This window comes from Microbacterium sp. CCNWLW41, from assembly GCF_037083505.1.
The window spans coordinates 38,377-56,608 of the sequence record NZ_JBAOJP010000005.1; the positions used below are offsets into that span (position 1 = coordinate 38,377).

Sequence of the window (18,232 nt, forward strand, 5' to 3'; positions counted from 1 at the left end):
CAGCGGGGTCCGCCCTGCCGCCTCGCGCCGGGGTGCGTCGTCAGAGCGGCGCGCCCCCGTTCTGGCACGTCGGGCAGTACTGCGCCACCGTGCTCGAGAACGCGAGATCGCGCACCGTGTCACCGCACACCGGGCACGCCTCGCCGGTGCGGCCGTGCACGCGCATCGAGGCCACCTTCTCGGCCTTCAGCCGGTCGATCGGGACGCCCGTGCGCGCGGCGATCGCTTCGCGCACGGTCGACACCGTCGCATCGAACAATCGGTCGGACTCGCCCGCGTCCAGCGCGGCCGCGTGGGCGAGCGGCGAGACGCGGGCCCGATGCAGGATCTCGTCGGAGTACGCGTTGCCGATGCCGGCGAGCGACTCCTGCTCCTGCAGGATCGCCTTGATCTGCTTGCGGCGCCGCCCGAGAGCCGCGTCGAAGTCCGCACGGGTGAACCCCGGGTCCGCCGGATCGGGACCGAGCTTCGCGATCGCCGGCACCGCTTCCGCGGTGGCCACGACGAAGAGCCCGAGCGAGACCCAGGTTCCGGCATCCGTCACCGCCAGCGTCCGCCCGCCGGCAAGGGCGAATGCGGCCAGAGCAGGCGGCTCGCCGGCAGCGGAATCGGGATCGACGCCGTCGGCGTACCACCGCATCCAGCCGTGTCTGCCGAGCGAGACGACGAGGCTCCCCTCGTCGAGGATCAGCTCGACGTGCTTGCCGTGGCGTGCGGCTCCGGTGATGGTGCGCCCCACGATCGTCGCCGGGGGCGCTGCACGCGTCTTGACGACGCGGTACTCGAGGACATCGACCTCGTCGACCTGGCGGCCGGTGGCCTCGCTGCCGAGGAACCGCGCGAGCGCCTCGACCTCGGGAGACTCTGGCATGGGCACATCCTGCCACGGGCCGCCGACACGGCGAGGGCGTGGTCCCGCGTCGGCCTCACACCCGGGCAGGCGGGCGGTGCGGGATGTGCTGCGGCTTGAGGGCGCCGAGACTGCGACCGCTGTCGACGCGTTCGATCGCGTCGGCGAGCAGCGGCTCCAGCGACGGGTACCGTGCGAATCCCAGCCCCACCGACACCCACACCGCCTCGTAGGTGCCGTCCTCGAGCTCCTCCACGTACGCGATCACACTCGCCGGGTCGCTGTAGGTCAGGGCCCGATCGCACAGGCGCCACGAGCGGTCGCACAGCGGTGCGAGGACCAGCCGCCGAGCGTCTTCCTGCTGCTGCACGGTCGCCGCCGGATGCCTCGCATCACTCGTGGCGGCGGCGACCGCTCCCTTCGTCGAGGCTCCCGCGCCCCCCGTGGGTCCGGACATCATCAACCTCCTGCGGACCGAGCATCGCCCCCCGCACGGAGATCCGCAGAGGGGGTTGACATCGGCCCGGAGACGGTCCAGGCGCGAGCTGGGCTGCTCTAGCCAGGCGTCGGCTGCGTCATTGCGAGCCGCTCGGCGATCGCATCCAGCGCCGCACGGATCGAGTCGAACTCGCACACCCCCGACGAGCCGGTCACCCACAGCAGATACACCCGCTCGTCCTTGCACTCGAGGTACGCGACCGTCCGGCGGGGATCGTTCGGGTCGGCGTCCGGATCGCACGCGACCCAGGCGCCCGACCCGACCCAGGTCAGTTCAGGGCGACGAACCCCATCGGCCGAAATCGGTGCACTGAGCATGGCCACCTCCTGCTGGCGGAGCCCGCCTCGATGCGAGCGCAGGCCCACCATGGCGGCATCCGAAATGCGCCGACAAGGGGTTGACTTGCCGAGGATCCTGTGGGCCGTTCACGCCGCATGTCAAGGGCCGGGCCGGGATGCCGCGACCGGACGTAGAGTGAGCGGGATGCGCGAGTTCGCCCGGGGAGTCGGCCTGCTCGGACGCGGCTTCGCCTACTGGCGGCGGCGTCCCGGGCTGATGGCGCTCGGGCTCGTTCCCGCGGCGATCGTCGCGGTGATCTTCCTGGCCGGTCTCATCGCCCTCGGGACGTACCTGCCGACCATCACGGAGGCGATCACCCCCTTCGCCGACGGCTGGCCGGGTGTGTGGGCCAGCGTCCTCCGGCTCGCCGTCGGCACGGCGCTCCTCGGCGCCTCGCTCGTGCTGGTCGCCGTCTCCTTCACGGCGTTGACGCTGCTCATCGGCGAGCCCTTCTACGACAGGATCTGGAAGGCGGTCGAAGCCGATCTCGGCGACGCCGGAGACGACGCCGGCTACGGGTTCTGGCGATCCGTGGCCGACGGGATCTCGCTCATCTCACGCGGCATGGTGATCGCGCTCCTGGCCGCCATGGTGGCTCTGATCCCGGTCGTGGGCGGCGCGCTGAGCGCCGTCTTCGCGGTGTCGTTCACCGGCTGGCTGCTGGCGGACGAGCTCGCATCCCGCGCGCTCACCGCGCGCGGACTGGTTCCCGCCGACCGTCGACGTCTTATGCGGCGGCATCGCGCGCGCGTCCTCGGCTTCGGCGTGGCGACCCAGCTCTGCTTCTTCGTGCCGCTCGGCGCCGTCGTCACGATGCCCGCCGCCGTGGCGGGATCCACGCTGCTCGCTCGTTCGCTGCTGGAGAGCGCCCCCCGGCGCGCACCCGCCGCAGAGGAGCCCGCACGGCCAGCCGGCACGGTGCCGTCCGCCTGACGCGCGTCGCTGCCTGCGGCGTCAGGAGGCCTGCGCGAGATCCCGGGAGACGTCGACCATGTGCGGGATCGCCCGGTCGATCATGGGCATGGTCGCCGTCAGCGAGACGCGGAAGTGATGCGGCTGATCGAACAGGTCACCGGGCATGACGTACACCCCGCGGGCGGCGAGGGCGTCGCAGAAGACGCGCCCGTCCCCGCCGGGCGCCCGGCCCCAGAGATAGAACGTGCCCTCGGGGCGGGTGACCTGCACACCTGCCTCCGTGAGCACGCCATAGAGGCGGTCCCGCCTCCTCGCCAGCTCCTGCACGTCGATCGTCAGCGACTCGAGCTCGGGGACGGAGTACTGCATGATGGCGTCGGGGAACCCCCACCCGATCGCGAGTCCGAGCGGGAAGAGCGCGGCGCGCAGCTCCTCCCGCTCTGCCGCCGGGATGCGCGGCGAGAGCGCCAGATACCCGAGCCGCTGCCCGGGAGCGAGGAGCACCTTGCCGTAGCTGTAGTCGATGAGCGTCCACGGGTACGAGCCGGCCGGGCTGGCGAACCCGACGCCGTCGAACCGGATCCGGCGGTACGGCTCGTCCGAGAGCAGCCAGATGCGGCGCCCGTGGCGGCGCGACGCACGCTCCAGCTCTTCCGCGAGAGCGTCCCATGCCGACTTCGGGTGCACACGTCCGGTCGGATTGGCGGGCGAGTTGACGATGACGATCCGCGTGCGCGGCGAGATCGCCCGCGCGATGGCATCCACGTCCAGGTCGAAGGTCTCCGGATCGAGCGCGGCCCGCACCGGGACCAGGTCAGCGGCGTACAGCGTCGGCTCGTAGCAGAACCAGCCGGGCACCGGCACGACGACCTCGTCCCCCGCATCGGCCAGCAGCGCGAACGTCAGCGAGATCGCCCCGAAGGCGCCCTGCGTCATCGCGATGTCGTCGGGCTCGAAGTCGAGACCGAGCTCGGTGCGCAGGCCGGATGCGACGACCTCCTGCGCCGACCGCTCGCTGCTCTTGTAGGCGAACCAGTCGACGGACCGCGGCTGGGCGTTCGCGCGCAGTGCGGACGAGAGCCCCGGCAGCGCCATCTCGTGCGGGTTGCCGAACGTGAAGTCGAGGGCATCCTGATCGGCGGCGAGCGCCTGGATCCGGGAGAAGAACGTCGTGACGACGTCCACGGACTTCTTCGCCGCCCTCGCACGCGTCGACATCTCCATCGTCGGACCCCCGCTCCCCAGCGCCGGACTGTGACCTCGCTCAGCTTCCCAAGACGCCGCCGACGCGTCAATGGCCCGCGCGGACGGCGGCGCCGGCGTCTTCTGTCCGCAGCGCGGCGTGAGGCAGGATGAGCCCGTGACCGACGACGACGGACTGGCGCTCGTGCTCGGCGGGGGCGGAGCCTTCGCCGCCGCCCACGTCGGGGTGCTGCAGGTGCTCGCGGAGCGAGGCATCCGTCCCGGCATCGCCGTGGGCACCAGCTCGGGTGCGCTCGTCGCGGCCGCCTACGCCGCCGAGCTCGATCAGGGGGCGATCGAGCGGGCTGCACGCGAGTTCCGCTGGGGGGCGATCGCCCGATGGTCCCTCTCCCCCCGCTGGGGCCTGCTCGACACCGCAGCGGTGCGCGACTCGGTCATCCGCGTGCTCGGCAGGGACCCGCTCATCGAAGAGCTTCCCCGCCGGTTCGCCGCCTACGCCACGGACCTGCGCACCCGCCGCGGGGTGGTCATCGACGAGGGTCCGCTCAGCCTGGCGCTGCGATCGACGATCGCCGTCCCGGGGATCCTGCCGCCGGTGCGGCGCGCCGCGGCGCTGCTGGCCGACGGCGGCATGGTCGACAACGTGCCCGTCGAGGCGGCACGGATGCTCGGCGCCTCCCGCCTCATCGTGGTGCGGCTGCACGCCCGATGGGAGAACGTGCGCATGATGCGCACCGTCGCACGCACCGCCGAACTGGCGGGTGACCCCGCCGTCGTCCTGATCCAGCCGGAGATGGAACGCATGGCGCAGTGGACGATGTCCGACGTCCCGCGTCTCATCGCCGAGGGGCGTCGCGCGGCGCTCGTCGCCCTCGACGAGCGATCCGCGCGCGATCCGGGCGCAGGAGGCGCGGACGCGGAGCCGGTCTCCGGGTGAGACGGCCGCTCCCGCCGCGCTCCCCCGTGTCACATCCGGGCGTAGCGGGCGCGGGCGAAGCAGAAGACGCCGTAGATGATGAGGCCGGCGGCGACGACCCACAGGATGATGCGCCCGAAGGGCAGCTCGGCGAGCGAGTGGAGGGCGGCATCCAGGCCACCGGCGGTCTCGGCGTCGTGCGTGACAGCGGCGACGACGAAGAGCACGCCCGTCACGCCCACGGCGATCCCCTTCGCGATGTAGCCGACGACGCCGAACGTCACGATGCCCTTGCGGACCGACCCTGCCGGCAGATCCAGGTGCTTCTCGAACGCGCGCGTCGCGCCCCGGATGATGAACGCGACGCCCACCGCGAAGATGATGAGGCCCACGAGCACGAGGAGGAACACCCCGCCCGGCGTCGACATGAGCTGGGCGCTGAACGTCTGCGACGAATGGGAGGAGTCCGAGCTGCCGCCCATCGCGTACACGACGGCGGTGGCGGCGATCGCGAGGTAGGCGGCGGCGGTGCCGAGGTACTTCGCGCGGTGGCCCCACTTCTTCTTCTCGTCGGGCTCGCGCTCGAGGAAGGCGTCTGCGATCTGCCATGCGGCCAGCGCCACCAGGCCGATCGCGATCGCCCAGAGCATGAAAATCCCCGCGGGGGTCTCCCGGATGGTCTGCATCGCGCCGCCCTGGTCGGCCTGCCCGCCGCCGCCCGCCGCGACCGAGATGGCGATCGCGCCGATGACGATGTGGAGCACGCCGAGCACGACGTAGCCGATGCGGGCGATGGTGCGGAATACGGGTGATTCCTGTGCGGCCCGCGCCGCGTTCTTCGCAGTGGTCATGCTGGAACCGTATCCCTCGCCGGCTCGCGCAGAAGGGTCTTGAAATGCGGCCGGAGATCACTCATGTATCTCGCGAGACCGACGACTGGGCCCTGCGGATGCGCAGCGCGTGCATGAAGCACCACACCAGCGTGGCGACGGCGACGCCCTCGAGCATGCCCGCCACCACGTCACTGACCCAGTGCGCGTGCAGGTATGTGCGGCTCCACATCATGTAGACCACCCAGCATGCGCCGGCCACCCACACGTACCAGCGCCTGAGCAGCAGGCCCAGCGTCACGGCGACGGTCGTCGCGACGGCCGTGTGGCCGGAGGGGAACGAGGTCGGCACGCTCTCGGCCAGCGAGTTCTCCGGGCGGACGCGCGCGATGATCGCGGCCATCGGCGCGCCGATCGCCACGACGGTGACGATCGCGAGCGCCATGTTCGCCGCATCCCATGGACGCCTGCGCCACAGGAACACGGCGACCAAGAGGATGCCGATCACGATCATTCCGATCGTGCCGCCGACGACCGCGGGGATCCAGGCCAGGATCAGCCCCGCGTCCGTCGTGATGTCGATCATCAGCGCCTGCCACCAGATGTCGAGGGCGAGGGGCTCGTGCCCGCCCAGCGCGACGACGAACCGGAGCACGACGAAGGCCACGGCGGCGCACACGCCCACCACGAGGACAGTGCCGCGGTGCGGGTCGGGGTGCGGCAGCGGCTCGGTGGGCACGGGTGCGAGGGCGGACTGCCCGCCCTGCTGCTCCTGGTCCTCCGCCACGGACACCATTGTCGACCCGAAGGGCGCGGGCGCGAAGTTGTGCCCACACTCTTGCGTCGTCGCGGCGCGCTGGCTATAGGGCCCGCGATTCAGCGGGACGCCGTCCGTCAGCGGGACGCCGTCAGTGCGTATCGCTCGTCGGCGATCGGCCCGCCCCACAGCTCGGCGTCCGGGAGCTCCCGGAGCGAGCCCTCCTGGAGACCGCTCGCAGCGACCAGCCGGCGCGCGTCCTCGGCGGTCATCCCCGCGCCCGTGTGCCACCGCCCCTCGATGAGGACGATCCTGCCGTCCGGCCGCAGCAGGTCGGCCCAGTTGCGCAGAGCCTGGGCGGGGACGGTCATCGCCCACAGCACGTGACGGCTGAGCACGACGTCGAAGTGCGCCACCGGGAGCGGCGGAGCCGAGGCGTCCGCGCACACGAACGTCGCGTCCGCGCCGGCGGTGCGGCTCTTCTCCCGCGCCCGCTGGATCATCGACGGCGAGAAGTCGAGGCCCGTGACCTCGTGGCCGAGCTCGGCGAGCAGCACCGACAGCGTCCCGGTGCCGCACCCGAGGTCGGCGATCCTCGAGCGCCGCTCTCCGACGAGCGACACCAGCAGCGCCCGCCAGGCCTCACGTGCGACCGGATGCCGCAGCCCGTGGTCGACGGCGTCGTCGAAGGTCGCGGCCTCGGCGTCCCACATCGCTGAATCCGACATCGTCACAGCCTGGCAGTCGCCGCGGTCCTTTCCGGCACCGGCGGACGACGGGTCAGTCCCAGTCGAGGTAGTCCTCGATGGGCCACGCCGTCGCGCCGATGTGGGTGACGGGGAACAGGTGCCCGCCGCCCTCGACGGTGGTCACGCTCACCCGGTCGGGCGCGGATGCCTGGAGGGCCTGGCCGTTCGCCGGCGGCGTGAGGCGATCCTCCGAGCCCTGGATGACGAGCACGGGGAGCGCGGGCGGGAGCGTGGACCACTCCACGTCGGGCGTCGACGCATGTGCTGCGCGCTGCATCGCGACGACGTCGCCGTCGCGCGCCTGCGCGGGGACGTCGGAGTCGCCGGCGGCCAGCTCGTCGGTCGCCACCGCGCCCTCGACGCCCAGCAGCAGCACGCCGTTGACGCGGCCGGGGTGATCCAGTGCCACCGTGCGGGCCACGGTGCCGCCGAACGCGTGGCCGCCGACCCAGGCGCCCGCGAGACCGACGTGCGCCATCACGTCCACGACGTCCTGCGCCAGGTCGTGCAGCGACACCTCGGCGTCCGCGGCGGTGGCGGGGTGGCGCGGCCCGATGCGGACGACGTGGAAGTCCTCCTCCACGAGGGCGTGCGCGAGCGGGCCCAGATAGCTGATGTTCAGGCCCTGGCCGGGCAGCAGCACCAGCGCGGGACCGTCGCTGCGCTCGTCGACGTACGGTATCGCCCGGCCGTCGGGCTCGAAGATCTGGGTTTCAGCCACGGGTTGTCCTCTCGAAGGGCGGATCGGGTGCGGGTCGGGGGCTCAGACGTTGAACCGGAACTCGACGACGTCGCCGTCCTGCATGACGTAGTCCTTGCCCTCGAGGCGCGCCTTCCCCTTGGCGCGCGCCTCGACGACCGATCCCGCCGCGACCAGGTCGTCGAACGAGATGACCTCTGCCTTGATGAAGCCCTTCTCGAAGTCCGTGTGGATCACACCGGCAGCCTGCGGGGCCTTCCACCCCTTGCCGATGGTCCACGCGCGCGCCTCCTTGGGCCCCGCCGTCAGGTAGGTCTGCAGGCCGAGCGTGTCGAAGCCGATGCGGGCGAGCTGATCGAGACCGGACTCCTCCTGGCCCGTGGAGGCCAGCAGCTCCGCCGCGTCCTCGGGGTCGAGGTCGATGAGCTCGGACTCGATCTTCGCGTCGAGGAAGACGGCCTTGGCCGGGGCCACCAGCGCTTCCAGCTCCGCCTTGCGGGAGGCATCCGTCAGCACGGCCTCATCCACGTTGAAGACGAAGATGAACGGCTTGGCGGTCAGCAGGCCCAGCTCCTTGATCGGCGCGAGGTCGATGCCCGAGGCCGAGAGCAGCACGCCGCGTTCGAGCGCGTCCTTCGCCTCGGTCGCCGCGGCGAGCACGGCGGGGTCGAGCTTGCGGCCCCTGACCTCCTTCTCGTACCGCGTGATCGCCTTCTCGAGCGTCTCGAGGTCGGCCAGCTGCAGCTCGGCGTTGATCGTCTCCATGTCGCCGCGCGGGTTCACCGCGCCGTCGACGTGCACGACGTCGTCGTCGGCGAAGCCGCGCACGACCTGCGCGATGGCGTCGGCTTCGCGGATGTTCGCGAGGAACTTGTTCCCGAGCCCCTCGCCCTCGCTGGCCCCGCGGACGATGCCGGCGATGTCGACGAACGACACCGCTGCGGGGAGGATCCGCTCCGACGAGAAGACCTCGGCGAGCTTGTCCAGTCGCGGGTCGGGCAGGTTGACCACGCCGATGTTGGGCTCGATCGTGGCGAACGGGTAGTTCGCCGCGAGCACCTGGTTCTTGGTCAGCGCGTTGAAGAGGGTCGACTTGCCGACGTTCGGGAGTCCGACGATTCCGATGGTGAGAGCCACGGGCATCCAGTCTAGTTCGGGACGGATGCCGCTCCCCGCCGCTCCGCGATGGCCGGGCCGTTGCCGGGCCCGGAGCACGGCGGGATACTGAGCCCGTGGACGAGTGCTGCACGCCACGCACCCCCGACGGCTACGACCGCGAGTTCGGCGACCGGTTCGCCCGCCGCCTGGCGCGCGACTACCGGCGCGACGGCCTGACGCCCAGCGCACGGCTCGTCCTCGACTTCGCCCGCACGACCGGGCTGGAGGGCGCCTCGGTGCTCGAGATCGGCGGCGGCATCGGCGACATCCAGCTCGAGGCGCTCAAGGCCGGCGCCGCCCGCACCACCAACGTCGAGCTGTCGCCGGCGTACGAGCCCGAGGCACTCCGGCTCCTCGACGAAGCGGGACTGCGGGACAGGGCGACGAGGATGCTCGGAGTCGACCTCGCCGGTGCGCCCGAGGCCGTCGAGCCGGCCGACATCGTCGTGCTGCATCGCGTGGTCTGCTGCTATCCGGACTACCGGCGGCTGCTCCGCGCCGCCGCCGGTCGTGCCAGGCGCGCCGTCGTCTTCAGCCACCCGGGGAACGCGCTGTGGACGCGCGTCGCCTCCCGCGCGCTCAACGCGCTGTACACGGTGACCGGCAACCCGTATCGCTCCTTCGCCCACGACCCGCGCGCGATGGAGGACGTCCTCGTCCACCACGGCTTCGCGCCGCGCTACCGCGAGCGCAGCGGCCCCTGGCACGTCGTCGGCACCGTCCGGGGATGACGGCGCGGCATTCCTTCCGCGGCGCTCAGGGACGGATGCTGCGGAACGCGCGGGTGACGTACGGCAGGTCGACCACCTCGGCGCCGGTGGCATCGGTGAGCAGGCGCTCGTCGAAGAGGGCCGACACCGCCGCGAGGATCGCGGCGCGGTCCGCGTCGGGCGCGGTGATGACATAGCTGCGCGAGGCCGCCATGTCCAGCAGTGCGGCCCGCGTGAGCGAGCGCGTCCAGGTCCACGTGCGCGCCTCGAGCGCGTCGAACGGATACGCGACCTGCGCTCCGTCCCCGGCGAGCATCTCCTCGGCGTGGGAGCCGTGCAGGGCGGCGGTCAGGCGCGCGACCCACGGATCGGACTCGTCGCGGATGTTCCAGGCGAGGCCCAGCACGCCGCCCGCCCGCAGGACGCGTCCGGCCTCGGCGGACGCCGCGGCCGGGTCGACCCAGTGCCAGGCCTGACCGAGCAGCACCGCGTCGAGGCTGTGGTCGGGAAGCGGCATCCGCTCTGCGGTCCCCACGAAGGTGGGGACGCCGCGCACGTGCTCGCGGAGCGCGGCGAGCATGACCGGGTCCGGGTCGATCGCGACCACCTCGGCGCCCGCCTCGACGACGGTGCGGGTCAGCTTGCCGGTCCCCGCGCCCACGTCCGCCACGCGGAGCGCGCGTCCCGTCTCGCGCACCGGCGCGAGCATCCAGTCCACGGCCTCGCGCGGATAGTCCGGACGCCCGGATTCGTACGCGCCGGCGGCGGCGCCGAACGACAGCGACATCTCCTCGCGACCGGCCATGGTCCGAGCCTATGCCGCGGTGGCGACGGCGGCCCGCGTTCGGCGCGCCTCCGCCCCGCCGGCGCGGGTCCGGGTGAGTCTGGGGACGTGGCACTGGACTTCACCGCGATCGACTTCGAGACGGCGAACTCCAGCAACGCCTCCGCGTGCGCGGTCGGGCTGGTGCGTGTGCGCGACGGGCGCATCGTCGACAAGGCCGGATGGCTGATCCGCCCGCCCGCGGGCCACGACGTCTTCTTCGAGCTCAACGTGCGGATCCACGGGATCCGGCCCGAGGATGTGGCCGGCGCCGCCACGTGGGGGCGGCAGCTCGCCGATCTCGCCGCCTTCGCGGGCGACGACATCCTCGTCGCCCACAACGCCGGCTTCGACATGGCCGTGCTCAAGCGCGCGTGCGACGCGACCGGCGACGAGTGCCCGCCCTACCGCTACGCGTGCAGCCTGCAGGTGGCGCGCAAGGTGTACCGCCTGGACTCGTACCGGCTGCCGTTCGTCGCCGCCGAGGCGGGTTTCGCCGACTTCCCCCACCACAACGCCACGGCGGACGCCCTGGCCTGCGCCCACGTCATGATCGACGCGGCGAACCGCGTCGGCGCGGCGGACATCGAGGGCCTCGCCGCGGCCGTCGGCGTGCGGGTCTCGCAGATCGCGGTCGCGGAGGCTCCCGCTGTCTCGTTCGCGGTCGCCTAGAGCGGATGCCGCGGCACGGTGCCCGGCGATGTCGGAGGGATCGGGCACGCTGAGGCCATGGACGCAGTCGTGATCAGTGCCGTGGTGATCGCCGGGATCGTGGTCGGGGCCCTCGCCGGGTGGGCGGCGGGGCTCGCGCGCGGCGCGGCGCGCGCGGCGCGGCAGCACGCCGAGCTGACGGCGCACCTGGCCGCGTCCGAGGCCGGGCGCCAGGGCGTGCAGGCTCAGCTCGAGCATCAGCAGCTGCTCTATCGCGAGCTGGCCGCGCAGGCTCGCCACGACCAGGCGGCGCGCGAGGAGCGCGAGCGCCGCGAGCAGTCCGTGCTCCGCGCCCTCGCCCCGGTGCAGGAGACCCTGGCCGCTATGCATGTCAAGGTCGACGAGCTCGAGCGCGACCGTCACACGCAGTTCGGCACCCTGGCCGAGCAGCTTCGGCGCGCGCACGAGTCCGATGAGGCGCTGCGGGCCACGACCGAGTCGCTCGCGAGCGCGCTGCGCTCGGGCAGCACGCGCGGCGTGTGGGGCGAGACGCAGCTGCGCCGCGTCGTCGAGGCCGCGGGCCTGACCCGTCACGTCGACTTCGACGTGCAGACATCGATCACGACGGATGCCGGCGCCGGCCGTCCCGACATGGTGATCCGGCTGCCCGGCGACAAGGCGATCGCCGTCGACGCGAAGGTGCCGCTCGACGCCTTCCTCGAAGCCAGCGCCATCCCGCTCACCGCGCAGGGCGCGGAGGCGGCCCGGCGCCGCGCCCTCCTCGACAGGCACGTCAAGGCCGTACGCTCGCACGTCGACGCGCTCGCGCGGAAGACGTACTGGGCCGGGCTGTCGTCGAGCCCCGAGTTCGTCGTGTGCTTCCTGCCGAGCGAGTCGCTCCTGGCGGCGGCGCTGGAGGAGGATCCCGCGCTGCTGGACTACGCGTTCGGCAAGCGGGTGGCACTGGCCTCGCCGGTCAACCTGTGGGCGGTCCTCAAGACCGTGGCGTACACGTGGACGCAGCAGGACGTCTCGCACGAGGCGCGGGCGCTGTTCGACCTCGGCAACCAGCTCTACGAGCGGCTCGGCTCGCTCGCGTCGCACGCCGACGACCTCCGCCGCGCGATCGAGCGCACCGTCGACAGCTACAACCGGTTCGCCGGGTCGCTCGAGACCCGCGTGCTGGTGAGCGCCCGCAAGTTCCCCGGCATCGACGCGACGAAGCTCGACGCGGTGAGCGAGCCCGCGACCATCGACAAGACCCCGCGCCGTCTCACGGCCCCCGAGCTGCTCGACGGCACCCTCACCACGCCAGACAGCGACGAGGCCACCGAGACGCCGGCGGCCATCGCCGAGCTGGGCGATGTGCGGACGCGGATCGCCTCACCGCGCGAATAGATGCGCGGGAGCCGCTGCGCGGTGGTGGTCAGTGACCGCCGGGGACGAAGCTCAGCAGCCCGATCACGGCGGCGGAGACGCCGACGAACGCGCCGATCATCCACCACGCGCTGATCTCGTGGCCCTCGTCGCGGCGCACGCGCAGCAGCACATCGGGGCGGCGAGCCGGGTCGACCGCATTGGCGACGACCGCGTGCGCGCCGGTCTGGGGCGACGAGGTCTCTCCGGTCTGCTGCGTGGCCATCGTCACACTCCTCGCGTGGAAACACTGTGATGTCTCCGTCGGCACCACTTCGATTGTGCCAGAGATCGGTCGCGACGGGGTCACGGACGCATCACAACGACAACATCCGTCACAGCAGTCACACGGCTCCCGCCGATGGATGCCGGCGCGTCGATCGTCGCGCGCGGCGGGCGGGGCTCAGAGCCACTTGGAGACGAGATGCTCCGACGTGATGCGGCGAAGCGTGCCCGAGGCGCCGCGCAGCACGACGCTCTCGGTGTACACGTACCCGCCCTCGCGGCGCACGCCGGCCACCAGCGCGCCGTCGGTCACACCCGTCGCGACGAAGATCGTGTTGTTGCCCTTGACGAGCTCGTCGGCCTCGTACACGTGGTCGTCGAGCTTGAGGCCCGCGTCGACACCGCGCTGCCTCTCCTCGTCGCTGCGCGGCCACAGACGCCCCTGGATGTGCCCGCCGAGGGCCTTGATGGCGCACGCGGTGACGATGCCCTCCGGGCTGCCGCCGATGCCCACGCACATGTCGGTGCGGGCGTTGTGACGCGCGGCGTTGATGCCGCCGGCGACATCGCCGTCGCTCATCAGGCGCGTGCCCGCGCCCGCCTCGCGGATCTCGTCGATCAGCTTCTCGTGGCGCGGGCGGTGCAGCACCGAGACGACGAGCTCGTCGACGGGCTTGCCGAGCGCCTTGGCGAGCCGGCGGATGTTCTCCCCGATGGGAAGGCGGATGTCGACGACCCCGACGCCGGCCGGGCCGGTGACGAGCTTGTCCATGTAGAAGACGCTCGACGCGTCGAGCATCGTGCCGTGATCGGACACCGCGATCACCGACAGCGCGTTGTTGCGTCCGGCCGCGGTCAGCGACGTCCCGTCGATGGGGTCCACAGCCACGTCCGCCCGGGGGCCGCGACCGTTGCCGACCCGCTCGCCGTTGTAGAGCATCGGCGCCTCGTCCTTCTCGCCTTCGCCGATGACGATGGTGCCGTCGAAGTTGACGGTGGTGAAGAACGCGCGCATCGCATCGACGGCGGCGCCGTCGGCGGCCTCCTTCGCCCCGCGGCCGATGAACGGCACGGCGCGGATCGCGGCCGCCTCGGTCGCACGCACCAGCTCCAGGGCGAGGTTGCGATCAGGGTGGAGGGGACTCATATCCGCGGTCAGGCTCACCATGCGGTCAGCCTAGCCAGCATCCCGCCCCGGACCCGCTGATTTCGGTGGCACAGCGGTGAAGGAATCGCGATTCTTTCCGTCATCGCAGGGACGGGGATTTCCCTGCCTTACGGGAGCGGACGCATCCGTCACTGCGTGGACCCCCCTTCGATAGAGTTTGCGGTGACGCCCGCCACTATCAACAGGGAGCACCCATGCCCGTCGCCACCCCGGAGCAGTACGCCGACATGCTGGATCGCGCGAAGGCCGGTGGCTTCGCGTATCCCGCCATCAACGTCTCGAGCTCGCAGTCCATCAACGCGGTCCTGCAGGGCCTGACCGAGGCCGGCTCGGACGGCATCATCCAGGTCACCACCGGCGGCGCCGACTACTTCGCCGGTCACACCGTCAAGGCCCGCGCCGCCGGCGCGCTCGCGTTCGCGAAGTTCGCCACCGAGGTCGCCAAGAGCTACCCGATCACGGTGGCACTCCACACCGACCACTGCCCGAAGCCGGCGCTGGCCGACTTCGTGCTCCCGCTCATCGAGGCCTCCGAGGAGGAGGTCAAGGCGGGGCGCAACCCGATCTTCCAGTCGCACATGTGGGACGGCTCGGCCGTGCCGCTCGACGAGAACATCGAGATCGCCAAGGACCTGCTCCCCCGCCTCAAGAACATCAACGCCATCCTCGAGGTCGAGATCGGCGTCGTCGGAGGCGAAGAGGACGGCGTCCAGCACGAGGGCTCGAACGACGCGCTGTACACGACGGTCGCCGACGTGACAAAGGCGGTCGAGGCGCTGGGGCTCGGCGAGAACGGCCGGTACATCTCGGCCCTCACGTTCGGCAACGTCCACGGCGTCTACAAGCCGGGCAACGTCAAGCTGCGTCCCGAGCTCCTGGGCGAGATCCAGGAGGGCATCGCGGCGAAGTTCGGCACCGGCCCCAAGCCCCTCGACCTCGTCTTCCATGGCGGCAGCGGCTCGTCCGACGACGAGATCGCGCTCGCCGTCGCCAACGGCGTCGTCAAGATGAACATCGACACGGACACCCAGTACGCCTTCACCCGGTCGGTCGCCGGATTCATGTTCTCGAACTACGACGGCGTGCTGAAGGTCGACGGCGAGGTGGGCAACAAGAAGGCCTACGACCCGCGCGCGTGGGGCAAGGTCGCCGAGTCGGCGATGGCCGCCCGCGTCGTGGAGGCCACCCGGCAGCTCGGCTCGCACGGCAAGAGCCTGGCAGCCTGACGCACGATTCCAGCGGATGCCGCGGCATCGCGCCCTGATGGGCGCGGCGTCGCGGCATCCGTCGTCTACACGGGATCGACGTAGCGCTCCAGCAGGCCGGGCGCGCCGTCCGGGCGGTGGATCACGACCACCTCGTCACCGGCCCGGACCGTTCCGCTGCGGACCACGCGCAGGTACGGGCCGAGCCGGCGCTCGGCCGAGAACCGCCTGACCCACCCGCGCGCCGCCGGGCCGCCCACCCACCGGGCGAAGGTCTGGCAGGGCGTACGCGGCATCGTGACCTCGACCTCGACCCGCTCGCCGATCCGCCAGCGCTCGCCGATGAGCGCGGCGTTCACGTCGAGCCCTTCGACGCGGAGGTTCTCACCGAACCAGCCGGGCGGAAGGCTGCGGCCGAGCTCGGACTCCCAGAAGGCGGCGTCCTCCTGCGCATAGGCGTAGAGCGCCTTGTCGAGCCCGCCGTGGTGCTTCCGGTTGGCCTGGACGTCGCCGCGCACGCCGTACGGCCCGACGCGCACCGGTCCGTCCACGGCGCCCTTGTCGATCGCGGTCACGCCGTTGGTGCCGGCGTCGGGTCGGAGCTGTCGGACGGCGCAGACGGCGACGATGCGGGGCATCCGCTCATCGTAGCCAGCCGGCGCCGGGCGAGCGCATCGTTCACCCCGGCGGGTCTTCGCCGCCCGGCGGCGGGAGGAGGGCGTCGGCCCGATCCGGCGTCACGCCCTTCTCCTGCAGCGTCCGGCGCAGGGCGCGCAGGCCGTAGTGCAGGCGGGACTTCACCGTCCCCTCGGGGACCTCCAGCTCGCCGGCCATCTCGGCGACCGACATTCCGCGGTAGTACGCCCGGACCACGACCGACCGGTGCTCGATCGTCAGCGCGGCCAGCGCCTCCCCGATCAGGATCGCCTCGAACAGCGCGTCGATGGCGTCGGGCACGACGCGCTCCGGGACCTCGGCGACGCCGATCTCGCGTCTCCGGTGCGCGCTGCGGGCCTCGTCGACCACGAGGTGCCGGGCCACGGTGAACATCCACGACCTCGTCGCCGACGGGTCCTCCTCGAGGATCCTGGGCGTGCGCCACGCCCTCAGCAGCGTCTCCTGCACGATGTCGTCCGCGCCGGCGCGATCACCCGTGAGGTGCACGACGTAGCGCCACACCGGCGCCGCCTGCTCGTCGTAGAGCGCGGCCAGGCGCTCCGCGTCGCGGCTGTCGGCGCTCCGCCGTCGTTCCACGCTGTCGTGCAGCATCCCTCACCTCCCGCAGGAGACGGAAGACGCGGCGCCCGCGGTGTCAGCCTGACCAGCCGCCGCGCCCGTCCGTCACACCGAGTATGGACCCGGCCGCGGTCCACGCGCGCACGGCTGCACGTCGCGGACGATCAGCGCGCGCCGCCGGCGCTGTCGACGAGGGCCTGCCACACCGCCGGGTCGTTGACGATCGGCACCATCATCAGCGCGCCCGCCGCGAAGGAGAACACGACACCGGCGACGAGCGGGATCCACCAGGTCAGCCGGCCCTTGCGCAGGCTCCAGAGGGAGACGAGCAGTGTGAGGATCCATCCGACGGCGAGCACGAGCGCCGCGGCGATCCCCCACGGGCGGCCGGCGGCCGGGTCGGAGAGCTGCGCGTCCACCCCCATCAGGCCGAGCACCATCTCGGCATACCCGCCGTAGTCCGTGTAGGCCGGGAAGGCGGAGACGACGCTGATGAGACCGTAGGCGAGCAGCGCGAATGTGACGATGCGGTCGACCGTCCGCGGGCGCCGCGGCGCAGCAGGCGCCGGCGACGCGGGGCTCGGAACCGGCGCTTCGGCGACCGCAGGCGCCGTCGTGGGCAGCTGCCAGGGGGCCGGCTCCTGAATGCGGGCGCGCTGCTCCTCGGCCGTCGCGTACTCCCCGTACTGCGGCCGGGGCCGCGGGTCGGTGTGACGGGCCGGGTCGGTCACGAGCGGCTCCGGCCACCGATGGCGCGCTCGTCGCGCCTGCCGGCGGCATCCTGCCGCAGCTCCTTGGGCAGGGAGAACATCAGATCCTCCTCCGCCGTCCGGACCTCCTCGACCTCGCCGTAGCCGGCGGCCGCGAGGTCGCGCAGCACTTCCTGGACGAGCACGTCGGGGACGGATGCGCCGCTGGTGACGCCGACCGTCTCGACGCCCTCGAGCCACGCCTGCTCGACCTCGTCGGCGTAGTCCACGCGGTAGGCGGCCTTCGCGCCGTACTCCAACGCGACCTCGACGAGCCGCACGCTGTTCGAGGAGTTCGCCGATCCGACCACGATGACGAGGTCGGCGTCCTTCGCGACCTTCTTGATGGCGACCTGTCGGTTCTGCGTGGCGTAGCAGATGTCGTCCGACGGCGGATCCTGCAGCTGCGGGAAGCGCGCCCGCAGGCGCCGCACCGTCTCCATGGTCTCGTCGACCGAGAGAGTCGTCTGCGACAGCCACACGACCTTCGACGGGTCGCGCACCTCGATCGTGTCGGCCTCGTCGGGCGAGTTCACGATCGTGACGTGGTCGGGCGCCTCGCCCGCGGTGCCCTCTACCTCCTCGTGGCCGACGTGGCCGATGAGGAGGATCTCGAAGTCGTCGCGTGCGAAGCGCACCGCCTCGCGGTGCACCTTCGTCACGAGCGGGCAGGTCGCGTCGATCGCTCGCAGGCCCCGATCGGATGCCGCGTTCACGACGGCGGGCGACACCCCGTGAGCGCTGAACACCACGTGCGCCCCTTCGGGGACTTCGTCGACCTCCTCGACGAAGATCGCGCCCTTCGCCTCGAGCTCGGTCACGACGTGGATGTTGTGCACGATCTGCTTGCGCACGTACACCGGCGCACCGAAGCGCTCCAGCGCCTTCTCGACGGCGATGACCGCCCGGTCGACACCCGCGCAGTATCCGCGCGGAGACGCCAGCAGCACCTTCTTCTGTCCGGGTACGGCGATATCCTGGAGCGGTTCGCGCCGCCTCGGGATGCGCGGGACGGGCATGCTCACAGGGGCATGGCTCACACGGGTCGATCCCACGGTGCTGGTGCTCACCCCACGATTCTACGGGCGGCCTCCTGAGCGGGGCCTCGGCGCGGAGCCCGTGCCGCCGCGGTC

General features: G+C 72.0%; 22 protein-coding genes. 6 read left to right on the forward strand and 16 right to left on the reverse strand.

The window, feature by feature from the left end; translation table 11 throughout:
• Positions 1-40 precede the first annotated feature (40 nt).
• The 3 genes from V6R91_RS18600 to V6R91_RS18610 all read right to left on the reverse strand — a co-directional run bounded on the left by V6R91_RS18600 (position 41) and on the right by V6R91_RS18610 (position 1,717).
• Positions 41-871 carry a DNA-formamidopyrimidine glycosylase family protein gene (locus V6R91_RS18600; RefSeq protein WP_336396406.1) on the reverse strand — a complete coding sequence of 277 codons (831 nt, stop codon included), beginning with the start codon at positions 869-871 and terminating at the stop codon, positions 41-43.
• A gap of 55 nt (positions 872-926) precedes the next feature.
• Complete coding sequence (locus tag V6R91_RS18605) at positions 927-1,307, reverse strand: hypothetical protein (protein ID WP_336396407.1); 381 nt, start codon at positions 1,305-1,307, stop codon at positions 927-929.
• 98 nt (positions 1,308-1,405) lie between these two features.
• A complete protein-coding gene (locus V6R91_RS18610) occupies positions 1,406-1,717 on the reverse strand; it encodes a hypothetical protein (RefSeq protein ID WP_336396408.1) in 312 nt (103 codons plus the stop codon).
• 115 nt (positions 1,718-1,832) lie between these two features.
• Between V6R91_RS18610 and V6R91_RS18615 the strand changes: the two genes are divergently transcribed.
• Positions 1,833-2,621: an EI24 domain-containing protein gene (locus V6R91_RS18615; RefSeq protein WP_336396409.1), complete on the forward strand. Its 789-nt coding sequence runs from the start codon at positions 1,833-1,835 to the stop codon at positions 2,619-2,621.
• Between the two features lie 21 nt (positions 2,622-2,642).
• On the opposite strand, the gene V6R91_RS18620 is transcribed toward V6R91_RS18615, so the two are convergent.
• Complete coding sequence (locus V6R91_RS18620; protein WP_336396410.1) at positions 2,643-3,821, reverse strand: aminotransferase class I/II-fold pyridoxal phosphate-dependent enzyme; 1,179 nt, start codon at positions 3,819-3,821, stop codon at positions 2,643-2,645.
• A 142-nt stretch (positions 3,822-3,963) separates the two neighbouring features.
• Here V6R91_RS18620 and V6R91_RS18625 point away from each other — a divergent pair, with 142 nt between their 5' ends.
• Positions 3,964-4,743, forward strand: a complete 780-nt coding sequence (locus V6R91_RS18625; protein ID WP_336396411.1) for a patatin-like phospholipase family protein — start codon at positions 3,964-3,966, stop codon at positions 4,741-4,743.
• A gap of 29 nt (positions 4,744-4,772) precedes the next feature.
• On the opposite strand, the gene V6R91_RS18630 is transcribed toward V6R91_RS18625, so the two are convergent.
• The 5 genes from V6R91_RS18630 to ychF all read right to left on the reverse strand — a co-directional run bounded on the left by V6R91_RS18630 (position 4,773) and on the right by ychF (position 8,895).
• On the reverse strand, positions 4,773-5,573 hold the full coding sequence (locus tag V6R91_RS18630) for a DUF1206 domain-containing protein (RefSeq protein ID WP_336396412.1): 801 nt from the start codon (positions 5,571-5,573) through the stop codon (positions 4,773-4,775).
• Between the two features lie 61 nt (positions 5,574-5,634).
• Positions 5,635-6,339: a phosphatase PAP2 family protein gene (locus V6R91_RS18635; protein WP_336396413.1), complete on the reverse strand. Its 705-nt coding sequence runs from the start codon at positions 6,337-6,339 to the stop codon at positions 5,635-5,637.
• A gap of 107 nt (positions 6,340-6,446) precedes the next feature.
• Positions 6,447-7,037, reverse strand: coding sequence for a class I SAM-dependent methyltransferase (locus V6R91_RS18640; RefSeq protein ID WP_336396414.1), 591 nt, complete (start codon positions 7,035-7,037; stop codon positions 6,447-6,449).
• Between the two features lie 52 nt (positions 7,038-7,089).
• On the reverse strand, positions 7,090-7,779 hold the full coding sequence (locus V6R91_RS18645) for an alpha/beta fold hydrolase (protein ID WP_336396415.1): 690 nt from the start codon (positions 7,777-7,779) through the stop codon (positions 7,090-7,092).
• A 42-nt stretch (positions 7,780-7,821) separates the two neighbouring features.
• A complete protein-coding gene (gene ychF / locus V6R91_RS18650) occupies positions 7,822-8,895 on the reverse strand; it encodes a redox-regulated ATPase YchF (protein WP_336396416.1) in 1,074 nt (357 codons plus the stop codon).
• Positions 8,896-8,990: 95 nt separating this feature from the next.
• Here ychF and V6R91_RS18655 point away from each other — a divergent pair, with 95 nt between their 5' ends.
• Positions 8,991-9,647, forward strand: coding sequence for a methyltransferase domain-containing protein (locus V6R91_RS18655; protein WP_336396417.1), 657 nt, complete (start codon positions 8,991-8,993; stop codon positions 9,645-9,647).
• A gap of 25 nt (positions 9,648-9,672) precedes the next feature.
• Here V6R91_RS18655 and V6R91_RS18660 read toward each other — a convergent pair whose 3' ends face one another.
• A complete protein-coding gene (locus V6R91_RS18660; RefSeq protein ID WP_336396418.1) occupies positions 9,673-10,431 on the reverse strand; it encodes a class I SAM-dependent methyltransferase in 759 nt (252 codons plus the stop codon).
• 87 nt (positions 10,432-10,518) lie between these two features.
• Between V6R91_RS18660 and V6R91_RS18665 the strand changes: the two genes are divergently transcribed.
• The gene (locus V6R91_RS18665) at positions 10,519-11,121 is read left to right on the forward strand and encodes a 3'-5' exonuclease (protein WP_336396419.1); all 603 of its coding nucleotides are present in this window, start codon (positions 10,519-10,521) and stop codon (positions 11,119-11,121) included.
• Between the two features lie 57 nt (positions 11,122-11,178).
• Positions 11,179-12,498, forward strand: a complete 1,320-nt coding sequence (locus V6R91_RS18670) for a DNA recombination protein RmuC (protein WP_336396420.1) — start codon at positions 11,179-11,181, stop codon at positions 12,496-12,498.
• A 28-nt stretch (positions 12,499-12,526) separates the two neighbouring features.
• Here V6R91_RS18670 and V6R91_RS18675 read toward each other — a convergent pair whose 3' ends face one another.
• The gene (locus tag V6R91_RS18675) at positions 12,527-12,742 is read right to left on the reverse strand and encodes a UDP-N-acetylmuramyl pentapeptide phosphotransferase (protein ID WP_336396421.1); all 216 of its coding nucleotides are present in this window, start codon (positions 12,740-12,742) and stop codon (positions 12,527-12,529) included.
• A 177-nt stretch (positions 12,743-12,919) separates the two neighbouring features.
• Positions 12,920-13,909: a class II fructose-bisphosphatase gene (gene glpX, locus V6R91_RS18680; RefSeq protein WP_336396422.1), complete on the reverse strand. Its 990-nt coding sequence runs from the start codon at positions 13,907-13,909 to the stop codon at positions 12,920-12,922.
• Positions 13,910-14,103: 194 nt separating this feature from the next.
• On the opposite strand from glpX, the gene fbaA reads away from it, so the two are divergent.
• Positions 14,104-15,135 carry a class II fructose-bisphosphate aldolase gene (gene fbaA / locus V6R91_RS18685; RefSeq protein ID WP_336396423.1) on the forward strand — a complete coding sequence of 344 codons (1,032 nt, stop codon included), beginning with the start codon at positions 14,104-14,106 and terminating at the stop codon, positions 15,133-15,135.
• A gap of 65 nt (positions 15,136-15,200) precedes the next feature.
• On the opposite strand, the gene V6R91_RS18690 is transcribed toward fbaA, so the two are convergent.
• The 4 genes from V6R91_RS18690 to V6R91_RS18705 form a co-directional block, all read right to left on the reverse strand.
• On the reverse strand, positions 15,201-15,752 hold the full coding sequence (locus V6R91_RS18690; RefSeq protein WP_336396424.1) for an MOSC domain-containing protein: 552 nt from the start codon (positions 15,750-15,752) through the stop codon (positions 15,201-15,203).
• Positions 15,753-15,792: 40 nt separating this feature from the next.
• Positions 15,793-16,383, reverse strand: coding sequence for a sigma-70 family RNA polymerase sigma factor (locus V6R91_RS18695; protein WP_336396425.1), 591 nt, complete (start codon positions 16,381-16,383; stop codon positions 15,793-15,795).
• Between the two features lie 131 nt (positions 16,384-16,514).
• Positions 16,515-17,081, reverse strand: a complete 567-nt coding sequence (locus V6R91_RS18700; RefSeq protein WP_336396426.1) for a DUF6264 family protein — start codon at positions 17,079-17,081, stop codon at positions 16,515-16,517.
• Positions 17,078-18,118 (reverse strand): 4-hydroxy-3-methylbut-2-enyl diphosphate reductase, encoded by a 1,041-nt coding sequence (locus tag V6R91_RS18705; protein WP_336396763.1) that lies wholly within the window; start codon positions 18,116-18,118, stop codon positions 17,078-17,080. Before V6R91_RS18705 ends, V6R91_RS18700 begins: the two co-directional genes overlap by 4 nt.
• Between the last annotated feature and the right edge of the window lie 114 nt (positions 18,119-18,232).